Annotated in this window: 12 protein-coding genes; 5 read left to right on the plus strand and 7 right to left on the minus strand. The window is 63.2% G+C overall.

Annotated features, from left to right (window positions below; all coding sequences use genetic code 11):
- The first annotated feature begins 214 nt into the window (after positions 1-214).
- Positions 215-1,426, plus strand: coding sequence for a serine hydrolase domain-containing protein (locus RT460_RS12170; RefSeq protein ID WP_313319225.1), 1,212 nt, complete (start codon positions 215-217; stop codon positions 1,424-1,426).
- A 110-nt stretch (positions 1,427-1,536) separates the two neighbouring features.
- Here the strand turns inward: RT460_RS12170 and RT460_RS12175 are convergent, their stop codons facing one another.
- The 4 genes from RT460_RS12175 to RT460_RS12190 form a co-directional block, all read right to left on the minus strand.
- Positions 1,537-2,667, minus strand: coding sequence for an alpha/beta fold hydrolase (locus RT460_RS12175; protein ID WP_313319226.1), 1,131 nt, complete (start codon positions 2,665-2,667; stop codon positions 1,537-1,539).
- Between the two features lie 347 nt (positions 2,668-3,014).
- Positions 3,015-3,311: a hypothetical protein gene (locus RT460_RS12180; RefSeq protein ID WP_313319227.1), complete on the minus strand. Its 297-nt coding sequence runs from the start codon at positions 3,309-3,311 to the stop codon at positions 3,015-3,017.
- 24 nt (positions 3,312-3,335) lie between these two features.
- Positions 3,336-3,977, minus strand: coding sequence for a CDGSH iron-sulfur domain-containing protein (locus RT460_RS12185; RefSeq protein WP_313319228.1), 642 nt, complete (start codon positions 3,975-3,977; stop codon positions 3,336-3,338).
- Between the two features lie 176 nt (positions 3,978-4,153).
- Positions 4,154-4,996: an MnmC family methyltransferase gene (locus tag RT460_RS12190; protein ID WP_313319229.1), complete on the minus strand. Its 843-nt coding sequence runs from the start codon at positions 4,994-4,996 to the stop codon at positions 4,154-4,156.
- Positions 4,997-5,291: 295 nt separating this feature from the next.
- Between RT460_RS12190 and RT460_RS12195 the strand changes: the two genes are divergently transcribed.
- Positions 5,292-6,794 carry a SulP family inorganic anion transporter gene (locus RT460_RS12195; protein ID WP_313319230.1) on the plus strand — a complete coding sequence of 501 codons (1,503 nt, stop codon included), beginning with the start codon at positions 5,292-5,294 and terminating at the stop codon, positions 6,792-6,794.
- Positions 6,795-7,018: 224 nt separating this feature from the next.
- Here the strand turns inward: RT460_RS12195 and RT460_RS12200 are convergent, their stop codons facing one another.
- Entirely contained in the window at positions 7,019-8,767 is a 1,749-nt protein-coding gene (locus RT460_RS12200; RefSeq protein WP_313319231.1) for an acyl-CoA dehydrogenase family protein, read from the minus strand.
- Between the two features lie 184 nt (positions 8,768-8,951).
- Between RT460_RS12200 and RT460_RS12205 the strand changes: the two genes are divergently transcribed.
- Both RT460_RS12205 and RT460_RS12210 read left to right on the plus strand, forming a co-directional pair.
- The gene (locus RT460_RS12205; protein ID WP_313319232.1) at positions 8,952-9,914 is read left to right on the plus strand and encodes a hypothetical protein; all 963 of its coding nucleotides are present in this window, start codon (positions 8,952-8,954) and stop codon (positions 9,912-9,914) included.
- A 224-nt stretch (positions 9,915-10,138) separates the two neighbouring features.
- Positions 10,139-11,212 carry a chitinase gene (locus RT460_RS12210; RefSeq protein WP_313319233.1) on the plus strand — a complete coding sequence of 358 codons (1,074 nt, stop codon included), beginning with the start codon at positions 10,139-10,141 and terminating at the stop codon, positions 11,210-11,212.
- 12 nt (positions 11,213-11,224) lie between these two features.
- On the opposite strand, the gene RT460_RS12215 is transcribed toward RT460_RS12210, so the two are convergent.
- Both RT460_RS12215 and RT460_RS12220 read right to left on the minus strand, forming a co-directional pair.
- On the minus strand, positions 11,225-11,464 hold the full coding sequence (locus tag RT460_RS12215) for a hypothetical protein (protein ID WP_313319234.1): 240 nt from the start codon (positions 11,462-11,464) through the stop codon (positions 11,225-11,227).
- A 34-nt stretch (positions 11,465-11,498) separates the two neighbouring features.
- The gene (locus RT460_RS12220) at positions 11,499-11,807 is read right to left on the minus strand and encodes a hypothetical protein (RefSeq protein WP_313319235.1); all 309 of its coding nucleotides are present in this window, start codon (positions 11,805-11,807) and stop codon (positions 11,499-11,501) included.
- Between the two features lie 121 nt (positions 11,808-11,928).
- Between RT460_RS12220 and RT460_RS12225 the strand changes: the two genes are divergently transcribed.
- Positions 11,929-12,702, plus strand: a complete 774-nt coding sequence (locus RT460_RS12225; RefSeq protein WP_313319236.1) for a lytic transglycosylase domain-containing protein — start codon at positions 11,929-11,931, stop codon at positions 12,700-12,702.
- The last annotated feature ends 213 nt before the right edge of the window (positions 12,703-12,915 follow it).

Below are 12,915 nucleotides of genomic sequence, written 5' to 3' on the forward strand. Positions count from 1 at the left end.
GTTTGCGCAGATGCCGCCCCTTTTTCGTGTCGGTTGCGTCGGCTCTGCGCCTGTTACGCGCCCACTTTGATCGGGCTCGGCGTTGGATTCGATCATCTGTCGATTAAATTCCTGGATGACAAGGGCTAAGCTGAGCTTTCCGTAAGGGAGGCTTCTGCCAATGCCGATACGCACGGTTCCAGGTCGTCGCCGCTTCATTGTGCAGTCCGCCACGTTGGGCATTGCCGCCGCGTTATCTTCAACGCGAGCTTCGGCCGCTTCGTGTAAAGACACCGCCAGCAGTTCGTGGATACCTGACGATACCTTCCTCGCCGAGCTGTCCCGGATCATGCAGGCTTTCGCAGTTCCTGGTGTCGGGATAGCCGTGGTTGAAGGCGGTGCTGTGGTGTGGAGCCGAGGCTTTGGCATGACCAATGCGAAAACCCGCATGCGCGTCGACACGCACACGGTGTTCGAAGACGCATCGCTCAGCAAGCCGGTCTTCGCCTATCTGTTGATGCAGCTCGCTGAGCAGGGGCGGATCGCGCTGGACGCCCCGTTGGTGCGGTATCGGCGCCCTGATTATCTTGGCGATCATCCGTGGGTTGAGCTCATCACTGTACGCGATGTATTGCGGCACACGACTGGGCTGCCCAATTGGCGCGAGTTGCCTGCGACCGAGAAGCTTGTACCGATGGTAAAGCCGGGTACGCGCATCAACTATTCCGGTGAGGCATTCGTCTGGTTGCAGCTGGTGGTTGAAGCGATCACCGGGCAGAGCCTGGATGAATCGATGCAGGCGTATCTGTTTGGTCCTGCCGGGATGAAAGACAGCAGCTATACCTGGAATACGGATCTGGCCGCGCGCTCGGTGTTTGGTCATCGCGCACACGATCATGTCGATGCAGGCATGCCGCCGCAGGTGTTGCGCGAACAATGGAGCGCGGCTCAGCGTGTCGCCGAACGCTGGGGCAAGCCGCTATCCGCATGGAAGTATGAAGATGCCGAGCGTGCGTTACCGGAAGTTCTAGCGCTTGCGCGGCCAGGATTGGTGACATGGCCGGGCGACATCCTCGCCAATGCGGCGGCCAGCCTGCGCACGACGGTACAGGACTATGCCGCCTTTCTCTGCTTGATGATGGCGGGCCGGCAACGTGCGTCCTGGGAAATAAGTGAGGCTGCACGAGAGATCATGTTGACGCCGCAGATCAGCTTGCCGGGGCGATGGACCGAGAAGGGCCTTGGCTGGAACATGGAGCAAACCCGCGATGGCCCGGTGTTCTATCACTCCGGCAGCAATAGCGGCATCTTCAAGAACTTCGCCATTGGCGATGCGCAGCGGGGGCGGGGTATTGTGGTGTTGACCAATGGCGGCAGTGGTTCGTTCGTCCACCAGCGCGTAGTGCGTGCAGTGACTGGATACGATCTGCTTTCGTACGATCTTTGATCGCAGGCGGGCCTTCGTTGTGCCACTACCTTTGCCTGGCTTCGCCCTGCGATGGCGCTGTTGCGCGTGACGCAGCCAGCGCTTGCAGGTGGGCCTGCATGGTCACGTCGTCAGCGCTCGAAGGCACCGTCGCCGGCTTGCTCGGCGAGGGGACGAACCTCTTGCACCAGACTCAGTAGGGTCTTTCCGGGCTCCTCGTTCATCACTTCATGCGCGGACTGTTCAAACCAGATCAGCTTCTTCCTGGGTGCTTCCACACGGGAGAACCATTCGGCGGCGAGCTCGGACGATACGTTGTAATCATGGCGACCCAGGAACAGGAACAGCGGTGTCCTGAGCTGGCGGGTGGTGCTCATGTCGAGGGTCAGCACATCAGCAAGCAGGTGTTGCATTGAAAATTCATTGCCCTTCCAGGCCGCCGCGATGTCTGCATCGGCATACTCCGGCGACAGCGCAAACGCGGCGGCCTCGGCATCGCCGCCGCGGCGGTTGTGGACCATGCCGCCGTAGTGGTTCAACCAACGTCGTTGCTTGAACAGTGCATCCAATGCGACCGCCGTATTGCCCTGGGCATACGGTGCGATCGCCTGCAGATCCGCGATAGCCTGCGTGTTGTGGTCGCGTTGTGCCTGTTGCATTGTCCATGCCCAGCCACGGCGCTCGCTTTCCGGCGCATTGGATATCTGGCCCATGCCGATATAGGCATGCAGCCATTCCGGGCGCTGCTTGGCAACCTCAAGGCCCAGGTAGCTGCCCCAGGAGTGACCGAGCAGGAAGATCTTCTGCTTGCCGAATTCCTGGCGAAGCCATGCCACCATCTCCAGCGAATCGGCGACCATGCGCTCACGCGTCATGGTGGGGGCCAGCTGCACCGGATCGTTGCTCGCGAAGGTCTTGCCCGCACCGCGCTGATCCCACTGCACGACGGTGAAGTACTCCTCCCAGCCGCGTTGGAAGTACCAACTGGTTGGCATTGCCACCCAGCCAGGGCCGCCATGCAGCATCAGCAAAACCGGGTTGCGCGGATCATTGCCGCGGATGGCTACCCATTGATCGATACCACCGATGTGCACCTTTTCCAGGCGCTCGATGCCGTTGTCGGCAACCACGCGGCGCAGGTCTGCCACGATTGCGGCGGCCTGTGCCCGATCACGCGGGGCAGGGCCTTCAGTCGCAGCTGCACGCAGGCTTGGGCAAGCGCCAATGGTGATGCAGAGCAGGAGCAGCGGCAGCAGTTTCATCGGTTCCCCGGTTCGGTTTCTTTTGCTGGGGCCAAGCATGGCATGTGCAGTGGGCGCAGGCACGCCCGGCAGGTTTGCAGTGTTGGAAAAGTGCTATGTGTCACCCGCCAAGCGTTGTGCCCCAGCCCCCGGTGGAGGCATCGGTTGAACTGGGGCGAAGCAAACCTCGCCGTTGCGGATTGATGCTGTGAATGACGCTCTGCCCGACACGTTGGCAAGGGCGGACCAACCCGCGGTCATTGAGCGCGCAGCAACGTCAACGGGACATTTTGAAATGCGCCGACCCAAGGGTTCGGACCGCCGTTGGCGGACAGGTCGCATGCTGCCTTGGCAACGGCGTGCCAGATTCAGTCCTGCGAACTGGATTCGAACTCCAGCACCGCACCCAAGCGCTCCGCCAGTGCCTGGGCCGCATCCACCACGCGCGCGACACTGTCGTCGCTGGTGGTCTCAACCTGGATCAGGTGGAAGCCCGGGCCATCGTTGTCGCTGAGGCCGGCCGAACTGCTGTCTTCGTCGTCCGCACCGGGTTCCAGGTCGATAACGTCTTCTGCCCAGTCGACATCGTCCATGCCCTTGAGCATGTCGAGCATGGCTTGAGCCACGCCATCGTCGGCGGTGAGTCGGAATTCGAGGTTTGCCATGCTGAATCTCCGTGGGGGTGTGGATTATTCGCCGTCGGCCTGGAAGCCGACCTTCCGGTGGCTGCCGTCGCAGAAGGGCTTGTTGTTGGAGTGACCGCAGCGGCACAGCCAGGTTTCGGTCACGCGGTCGATGGTACGGCCGGTTCCGCTGACCACCTCCAGGTTGCCTACGACATGCAGGGGACCGTTCCTGGTTGGCTTTACCTGCAGCGGGCCGTCGCGTTGTGGCAGTGCGTCGGATGCCTTCTCGGCAGGCTCGCCAGTTGCGGTGAAGCCGCAGTCGACATGGCGGTGGTCGCAGAAAGGTTTGTTGTGCGATTCCCCGCAGCGGCACAAGGTGGCGCGCATGCCTTCGTCCTTGCCGGCGATCAACAGTGGTGCGTTGAAGGCGAGGGGGCCGTTCTCGCGGACATGGACCAGGTTCACCACCGGTGCGGGCTCGGTGTGGCTGTTGTCGTTGTAGGCGTAGCGAATGGCGCCGGACGGACAGTTGCGTGCGATCAGTTCCACTTCTTCCGGTGCCACCGCATCGGGGTGGATCCACTCGCCCACGACATTGGGAACGAAGACGTCGGGATGGCTGAGCACGCAGTTGCGTGAGTGGATGCAGCGTTCGCCATCGAAAATGATCGTGATGGTCTTGCCGCGTACGGTTTCGGTTGCCATGGGCTGCCTCCGCTTCGGAATGCGCAGTGTCGCGCGCCGGACGTTAAGACGGGGCGTATGCAGCTGGGCTTTTGTAGGGGCGAGGTGAGCCGCGAAGCGGGGACCAATGGTGCAGCCATGGGACTGGGCTTGAGAAGCAACAGCTTCGCGGCTTGCGCGACTCCTGCAAAATCGCGCTATTTGCGTACTGCGAGCACGCCGTCCAGCGCCAGTTCGGCCTTGAAGCCGGCTTTCTGCAGGCGGGTGGCGACCTCGCGTGGCACATCACGGCCACTGGTCAGCTTGTTCGGGGCGCCGGTGTAATGGAACAGGCGTCCGCCTTTTCGCAGTACACGTGCCAGCTGGTCGTAGAACACCTGCGAGTACAGCTCGCCGGCGATGCCGAAGCGGGGGGGATCGTGCAGCACGGCGTCCATCGAGGCGTCGGCGATGTGTTCGATCTCCTTCGATACATCACCCTGTGTCAGCTGCAGGCTGCCACCGGCGTGGGCGCTATCGGGGTCCGGCGACCAGGGGTTGAGGGCGCGTAGCCAGAGTACTTCCGGGCTCTTTTCGAACGAGCGGATCGACGCCACACCATCGTCCAGGCAGCAGGCAGCGAAATAGCCCATGCCGCCGCAGGTATCGAGGATCTGCTTGCCGCGTGGCTGCACCAGCGCCACCTTGCGGCGGGCATCGTCCAGCGGCGATAGCTGCGCGCTGACCAGCATCTTGATGCCGTCGATCTCGAAGGTGGGAATGCCCCAGTCGGTGGGCACCAGCTTGTACAGCCCGCTGCCGAAGCGCGAGGCGGGGCTGAAGTCGTCGCCATCCCAGTAATAGATGGTGCGGTCCTTGAGCTTGGCCGGCCATGGGTAGTGCTGGCCACGGTACTGCCAGCCATCGGCGCTGAGGCTGACCGTTTGCTGGCTGCGGCCCAGGTCGAGCGAGGCGCTTGCTTCGCTGCTGCCCTTCTTCAGGGCGCTTTGCAGCTGCTCGAGCAGGGGGCGGGTCAGCAGGGGGCCGGTGTAGTGGGGCATGGGGATGGCGGTGATGCGGGGGAGGGAATGCTACCGCAGGGAGGGTTTTGGGGCTTTGTTCTTGGCGACGAGCCCCCTTCCAATCCTCCCCTTTGCTTCGCAAAAGGGAGGGCAGAACTCCCCCCGTGGCCGCAGGCAAGGGGAGGGTTGGGGAGGGGCCGCTTTGGATGTCCGCTGCTGCCGGGGCACCCATCCAACCAGCGTCCAGCCACCAACTGCAGGCATAATTCGCGCCCCTCCCTTCGATTCCGCCTGCACTGCCGCTCTTGTCGGACGGCGCCGGTGGCCAGCCCGTATGTCCTTCCTGCATTCTGAACTGGCGCAGTGGCGCGCCAATCCCCTGCGTGAAATGTTGGCCGGTGCCGTGGCCACCTTCGCGCTGATCCCCGAGGTCATCGCGTTCTCCTTCGTGGCCGGTGTGGACCCGCAGGTGGGGCTGTTCGCCTCTTTCGTGCTGAGCATCGTGATCGCGGTGTTTGGTGGGCGACCGGCGATGATCACCGCCGCGGCGGGCTCGGTCGCGCTGGTGGCGGCGCCGTTGGTCAGTGCGCATGGTTTGCCGTATCTGTTCGCCGCCGGCGTGTTGGCCGGCGTGATCCAGATCGTGTTTGGCGTGCTGAGGCTGGGGGTGTTGATGCGCTTTGTCAGCAGCTCGGTGCGTACCGGCTTTGTGAACGCGCTGGCGATCCTGATCTTCTCTGCCCAGTTGCCCCAGCTGCACGGCGCTACGGCCGCCACCTGGGCAATGTTGGCACTGGGCCTGCTGGTGATCTACGGGCTGCCGCGGCTGCCGCTGCCCGGCGTACGCGCGATCCCATCGCCGCTGATCTGCATCCTGGTGCTCAGCCTGTTGGCTGCCTGGCTGAAGCTGGATCTGCCAACGGTGGCCGACCTGGGCAAGCTGCCTGCATCGCTGCCGCAGTGGATGGGGGTGCCAGCGCTGCCGATCGATCTGGAAACACTGCGCATCATCGCCATGCCGGCCTTGGCCATCGCGATGGTTGGCCTGCTGGAGTCGATGATGACCGCGCGCGTGGTCGATGAGCTCACCGACACGCCCAGTTCCAAGAACCGTGAGTGCACCGGCTTGGGCGTGGCCAATATCGCTGCGAGCCTGTTTGGCGGTATCGCCGGTTGCGGCATGATCGGGCAGACCGTTGGCAATGTGAAATATGGCGGCCGTGGCCGCCTGTCTACCCTGTTCGCTGGCGTATTCCTGCTGGTGTTGATGGTGCTGCTCAAGCCCTGGGTGGCGCAGGTGCCGGTGATCGCGTTGGTGGCGATCATGGTGATGGTCAGCGTATCGACCTTCGATTGGCGCAGCCTGGGTGCGCTGGTCCGCCACCCGCGCTTGTCCGGCGTGGTGATGCTGGCGACGGTGGCGGTGACACTGGGTACGCACAACCTGGCTGCCGGCGTTGGTGTGGGCGTGCTGCTGAGCGGGGTGTTCTTCGCGCTGAAAGTGGCGCGACTGCTGCAGGTAGATGCCGCAGACGATGTCGATGGCAGCCTGCGCTACGCGGTACGTGGGCAGGTGTTCTTTGCTTCGGCTGATGCCTTCATCGATGCCTTCGATCCACGCCAGGCTGAAGGGCGCAAGGTAGTGATCGATCTGTCGGCTGCGCAGCTATGGGATATCACGGCAGTGGCGGCGTTGGAGAAGGTGGTCAGCCGCTATCGCCATCATGGTGTGAAGCCGCGTGTACTGGGGCTGGATCGACAAGGGCGTGCGCTGATGCGCCGTGTCTTGCGTGAGGGCGACCTTGCCGTGGAAGACCTGGCCGGCCCCGCCCGGTAGGAGCGGCAATAGCCGCGAAGCGGAAGCGGTCGCCGCGCGTGCGGAGGTCTGCGATTGCAGACACCTCCAGACGTTTCGTGCGGTAGCAGCGTGACGCGCAGATCGTCTGCTGTCGCGCGGCCCCGCCATGAGGCCGGTACCGCAGTTGCTTGCCGGAGAGCCCGAAATTGCGGGCTCTCCGACTGTTGTGGCTTCGCGTCTTGCACCGCTCCAGCCGAAGTAGGTCAGATCACGTCCCAGGCGTAGCCGCCGCGTGCCAGCACCGAGGTGGCGAGCGATTCGATGATCTCGTCCTCGTTGCGCTCCAGGCCGCGGATGTTGCGGGCCATGCGACGGCGGGCCTGGCGTGCAAATAGGCGGGCGATCTTCACTGCGTCATCGGTAGCCGGGTGCTTGGCCTGGATCAGGCTTTCCACCCGCGACAGCACGCACAGACCAACGAACAGATCGATGGCGACATCGGCGACACGCTTCTGCGCGTGCTGCTGGTCGGCGATCTTCTTGCCGTGCTTGCGCAGCAACCGGTCTGATGCCTTTGACAACTCCACCGCATATTTCTCGCACAGGCGTGCGAGCGGGCGCAGCGCGTCGTCCAGCGGTGTGCGGATGCGGCCGGTACCGTAGCCGGTAGCTTCACGTACCTTGCGGCCGGCGTAGTCGCCGAGTACGCCAAAGCCCTTGATCGGATCATTGAAAATGCCGCCCACCGCGCTCTGCAACTCGCTCAACGTGGCGCCCACCCCCTTCAGGCCATTGAGCGCCACGTACAGGCGCAGGATCTCGTTGGTGCCTTCGAAGATCGACAGGATGCGGGTGTCGCGGGTCATCTGTTCGTACGGCAGCTCGCGCATGAAGCCGTTGCCGGCGGCGATCTGCAATGCTTCGTAACAGCAGCGCTGCACGGCCTCACTGGCAAACACCTTGCTCATGGCCGCTTCCACTGAATAGTCACTGCGGCCGCTGTCGATGAGGTGGGCGACCATCCACACCGTGCTCTCGGCAGCGAAACAATCGGCGGTCATCTGCGCGATCTTCTCGCGCACCAGGCCGAATTCGGCAATCGACTGGCCAAACTGCTTGCGTTCCGATGCCTGCGCACAGGCCATGCGGATCAGCGCACGCATGCCGCCGACGGCGCCGCCACCCAAACCGGTGCGGCCGCTGTTGAGGATGTTCATTGCCACCTTGAAGCCCTTGCCGACCGGGCCCAGCACATTGGCGGCGGGAACGCGCACATCATTGAAGGCCACGGTGGTGGTGGACGAGGCGCGGATGCCCATCTTGTCTTCATGCGGGCCGTGGCTGACGCCCTCCCAGCCGGCCTCGACGATGAACGCGGTGACCTTGCCTTCCGGCGTATCGGTGCGCGCGAATACGGTATAGAAGTCGGCGATGCCGCCGTTGGTGATCCAGATCTTCTCGCCGCTCAGCGTCCAGCTGCCGTCGTCATTGCGATGGGCCTTGGTACGGATGGCGGCGGCATCGGAGCCGGCACCGGCCTCGGTCAGGCAGAAGGCGGCAATCATTTCGCCGCTGGCCAGCTTGGGCAGGTAGCGCTGCTTCTGTTCGTCATTGCCGAACAGCAACAACCCCTTCATGCCGATCGAGCTGTGCGCGCCGATGGTCAGCGATACCGAGCTGTCATGGCTGCTGGTCTGGCCCAGCACCCGCGCATAGGCGCCGTTGGAGAGTTCCAGCCCACCGTACTCTTCCGGGATGATCAGGCCGAACAAGCCCATGTCGCGCAAGGCCTGGATGAACTCCGGCGGCTGCTCGGCATCACGGTCGTACTGGCGCAGCTCGGCGGTCTTCTCGTCCAGGAACTGGTCGATGGCGTCGGTCATCGCGCCCAGCATTTCGCGATCGCGCTCACGGATCTGCGGATAGGGAAACAGCGCATCCTCGGCGATATGGCCGAAGAACAGCTGCTTGGCGATGCTTTCATCCAGGTTCGGTGATGCTGCGGTATTCACGGATCGCTCCTTTGAGGTCGGACAATCAACGACGGCAAGCTGAATGCTGACTCAGCTGATTGCCATAGGTTCACACATTCGGCGGCGACAATCGTGGAACTCGCTGTGCCATGGCGGGTCTGTTCCTGCCACAACCCGCTGCGGTGAGGCCGGCCGCTCCGTGGATCCACCTTGATGGGATTGCATGCGTTACCAAGCCTCGCCCGAACCAATCCGGAACCGCGCTGCCGCAGGCTTGATCACGCTGGCGCTGATTTCCGCAGTGGCGCGGCTGTTGCTGCATATGCCGCAGGCCGAGCCGATCCAGGTGCAGACACGGATTCAGTTGCGCTGGTTGCAGCCGGCGGGTGCGCCGCGTCAGCCTGTACCGCTGGCCGCACCGCAGGCTCCCAAGCTCGCGGCACCCCAGGCCCATCAGGCAGCGCCGCCTGTCCACGCGGTTGAACCTGTCATCGCACCGGCGCAGATGCCAGTACCGGCGCCGATTGCGTCACCGCCGCCTCCCCCCCAGGCGAACTGGTCGCAACGTCTGTATGGCAAGGACGGTGGTTTGGCGGTGCCGGAACAAACGCCCACCCGGCAGAAGACCGGCGTGGAGCAGGCGTTTGAGCATCGCGATGTCCTGGCTACCGGCGTGGGTGAGCGGCCGCTGGAAAAGACGGTGGCGAAGATGTTCGAGGACAGCAAGAAAAAGCCGGAGTCGCTGGGGGCGATGGGCGCCAGGGTGCTGCACGGGCGCGATGTACAGCCGGCGCAGGCCCGGCGTCCGCCGCAAGTGGCCTTCAACCCCAATCTGCACGAACAGAAATCCGATCTTGGCAGTGAAGCGACCGGCGATGCCTACAAGGCGGCACCGATCCGCTTTGAAAAGGCCCCCGACCTGAAAGGCGAGGCCAGCCGGCGCATCCGCGTGGCATTGGGCGCGCTTGAGCAGCGCTACCCTCGTTGCAGCCGGGAGCAGCGCAATCGCTGGATGGCACCGGTGCAGTTGCATCTGGACGCCTTGCAGCGGGTGGAATACCGCTTCAACAATGGTGCTGATCCGGTCGAAGCCGAGCACAGCCTGCTAAGCGCAGGCGACAGCGCGTATGACATGGCGCGACGTGCGCTATGGGACGCAGAGCAGCGGATGAAGACATGCAGTTGAGTGGTGCTGTCCTGGGACTGGAGCTTGTTGCTGACTTGCAGTGGTTGCGGGCCATGGGCGAGGAAGGTGGGCGTGTCATCTCGCGACCATGCTGCACTGCACTTGCGTCATTCACTGGACACTGCGACGCCAGGGCTGGACAGGTTTCATAACTAATTGTTTTGGAGCGGTTTTTCTCCGCTTTTCCTGCCTAGAATCGCGATTCCCTCAAGCGCGGAGTCGCGATGAAGTCGATCACTTTCCTGGGCAGCGTATTGGCATTGGCTTGTACCGCGGCTTGCCAGGCAACACCGCAGTCAGCAGCCACGATCATGTCGACGGCAGGCAATGCGCCGGGGCACAGCCATCCTCTTCCGAAGCATGCGCTGGTTGGCTACCTGCACAATTTTGACAACGGGCTGGGCGTGATGCCGCTAGGCCAGGTGGATGAGAGTTGGGATGTGATCGTGCTGGCTTTCGCTGATGATCTCGGTGAGGGCAGGGTGGCGTTCAACCCGGACCCGAAGCTTGACCGCGCACAGTTGATTGCCGACATCGCGACCAAGCGTGCGCAGGGCCGGATTGTCGCGCTTTCGTTTGGCGGCGAGTTGGGCACGGTCACGCTCAATACGCAGCGTGATGAAGACAATTTCGTGCGTACCACGGCCGAGGCCATCGATGCCTTCGGGCTGGACGGCATCGATATTGACCTGGAGAAGATCGCCGGCGTTACCCATGACGCGCCGGTGGTACCCCACCTGATTTCCGCGTTGAAGCGCCTGCATGACATGTACCCGAACCTGTACGTGTCGATGGCACCCGAGCATCCCTACGTGCAGGGTGGTCATGTGTCGATGCAGGGTATCTGGGGGGCGTACCTGCCCTTGATCGATGGGCTGCGCGGTGAGTTGGATCTGCTGCATGTGCAGCTCTACAACAACGGTGGCCTGCCTACGCCGTATCGTGCCGAGAAATATCCGGCGGGCAGCGTCGACATGATGGTGGCCTCGGCGAAGATGTTGATCGAAGGGTTTGCCTTGGCCGATGGCGGGCGGTTCGAGGGGCTGCGTGCGGATCAGGTGGCATTGGCTTTGCCATCAGGGCTGCGCGCGGCAGGCAACGGTTATGCGACGCCGGCGGATATCAACCGAGCGTTCGATTGCCTCACCACCGCCACGCAGTGTGATGAGGTGAAGCCCAGTCAACCGCATCCGACGTTTCGCGGCGTGATGACCTGGTCGATCAACTGGGATGTGACGGATGCGCGCGCTTTTTCGGTACCCGTTGGCGGGCATCTGCGCACTGCGCGGGAGCAGTGATTGGGGTTGGTTTCAAGACAAGGCAGGAGTCCCCTCATCCGGCGCTTTGCGCCACCTTCTCCCGCAAGCGGGAGAAGGGAGGGGCGGCAGCGGCAGCGGCAGCAGTAACAGCAGTAACAGTAGCAACAGCAGTAACAGCAGTAACAGCAGCAACAGCAGTAACAGCAGTAACAGCAGTAACAGCAGCAACAGCAGTAACAGCAGCGACAGCGACAGCAACAACAACAGCAGAGACAGCAACAACAACAGCAATCTGCTGCGCTCCAGCGGTGTATTCGATACCGGTTTACTCCATCCGGAAATGCACCAGGGTCACCAGCTCATCGCTCCGAAAACCGGGGTAAAGCCGTTGCATCGTGCGCAGCAGACCCGCGCGGGTACGGCACTCGGGGTCGTGTTCATCTCCTAGGTCTGCATCTTGTAGCGCATCAAAGCTGCGCAGCTCGGTCTGCAGTGCAAGCGGTCCCAACTGACGGTCATTACCCAGGGCGATAAACGCCTCCGCCACCCCGTACCAGCGGGCACCGCGCCGTACGCTGGTATTGCGTCCGGTATGGAATTGGGGGTTGTCGAACCCTAGCAGGGGCACGGTCATGGGCGCGGGACAGGTCCGGAAAGCAGCTATTCATTCTGGGCGCGATTGCTGCATTTTTCATCACCTGCCGTTCAAGGATGCAGGGGCAGCATCATCCTCCTCCTCCTGACTGGATCCGGCCATGCCGCGCGCAGCTGCGCTTGCGCTGTTGCTGCTGTTGTACATGTTGTGTGGGCCGTTGCAGGCGCGCACCGTGTACCGCTGCGTGCAGAAGGGCACCGTCAGCATGGCCACGGCACCCGAGCCCGGCTCCAGCTGCAAGGCGATGGAGATCGAAGACAACGCCGTGCAGACGCCCAATCTGTGGGGCAACTTCGGCGTGTTCAGCGGCACGTTGTACGAGCGCGAGCAGGACGGCAAGCTGGTCTACTCCACGCGCAACCTGCCAGGTTCAACGCCGTACCTGCGATTCACCGTGGCGACGCCGCCCGGCGAGCCAGCGCATGCAGGGTTGGGGCGGGTGGGAACCCCGCAGTTGAACCGGCATGCCCCGCAGTTCCGCGCTGCGGCCAAGGCAACCGGCGTGGATGATGCCTGGCTGCGCGCAGTGGCACATGCGGAAAGTGCATTCGACGAGAAAGCGGTGTCGCCAAAGGGCGCGCAGGGCGTGATGCAGTTGATGCCGGATACCGCCACCGAATACGGCGTGACCGATCCGCTGTCCGCAGCCCAGTCCATCAATGGTGGCGCGCGTTACATGAAGTCACTGCTACGTCGCTACAACGGGGATAGGACCTTGGCTGCGGCTGCTTACAACGCCGGTATCGGGGTCGTCACCCGCTATGGCGGGGTACCGCCCTATGCCGAAACACGGCAGTACGTCGACAAGGTGCTGGCCTTGTACAGCCGGTACCGCGAAGCGATGGGAACCGGACCGGAGCGGCCGGCGCTGTAGTTTTCTTGTTGGGTGTTGGAGCGGTGAGGGGGCTTTACAGTCGGACCCGGAACTGGAGCCAAAGCCAAAGCCAAAGCCAAAGCCAAAGCACCCCTCCCCAGCCCTCCCCTGCGCTTTGCGCAAGGGAGGGGGCAGATACTGCAGCGCCGGTGCTTTGGCTTGAGCCCCCTCCCTTTCGCCAAAGGCGAAGGGGAGGGCTGGGGAGGGGTGCTC

Origin of the sequence: Stenotrophomonas sp., from assembly GCF_032061965.1 — a bacterium.
Classification (GTDB): domain Bacteria; phylum Pseudomonadota; class Gammaproteobacteria; order Xanthomonadales; family Xanthomonadaceae; genus Stenotrophomonas.

Coding starts and splice junctions, on each gene's coding strand:
- RT460_RS12175 (WP_313319226.1), bottom strand. CDS start 2,667: ATGAAACTGCTGCCGCTGCTCCTGCTCTGCATCACCATTGGCGCTTGC.
- RT460_RS12180 (WP_313319227.1), bottom strand. CDS start 3,311: ATGGCAAACCTCGAATTCCGACTCACCGCCGACGATGGCGTGGCTCAA.
- RT460_RS12185 (WP_313319228.1), bottom strand. CDS start 3,977: ATGGCAACCGAAACCGTACGCGGCAAGACCATCACGATCATTTTCGAT.
- RT460_RS12190 (WP_313319229.1), bottom strand. CDS start 4,996: ATGCCCCACTACACCGGCCCCCTGCTGACCCGCCCCCTGCTCGAGCAG.
- RT460_RS12195 (WP_313319230.1), top strand. CDS start 5,292: ATGTCCTTCCTGCATTCTGAACTGGCGCAGTGGCGCGCCAATCCCCTG.
- RT460_RS12205 (WP_313319232.1), top strand. CDS start 8,952: ATGCGTTACCAAGCCTCGCCCGAACCAATCCGGAACCGCGCTGCCGCA.
- RT460_RS12210 (WP_313319233.1), top strand. CDS start 10,139: ATGAAGTCGATCACTTTCCTGGGCAGCGTATTGGCATTGGCTTGTACC.
- RT460_RS12220 (WP_313319235.1), bottom strand. CDS start 11,807: ATGACCGTGCCCCTGCTAGGGTTCGACAACCCCCAATTCCATACCGGA.
- RT460_RS12225 (WP_313319236.1), top strand. CDS start 11,929: ATGCCGCGCGCAGCTGCGCTTGCGCTGTTGCTGCTGTTGTACATGTTG.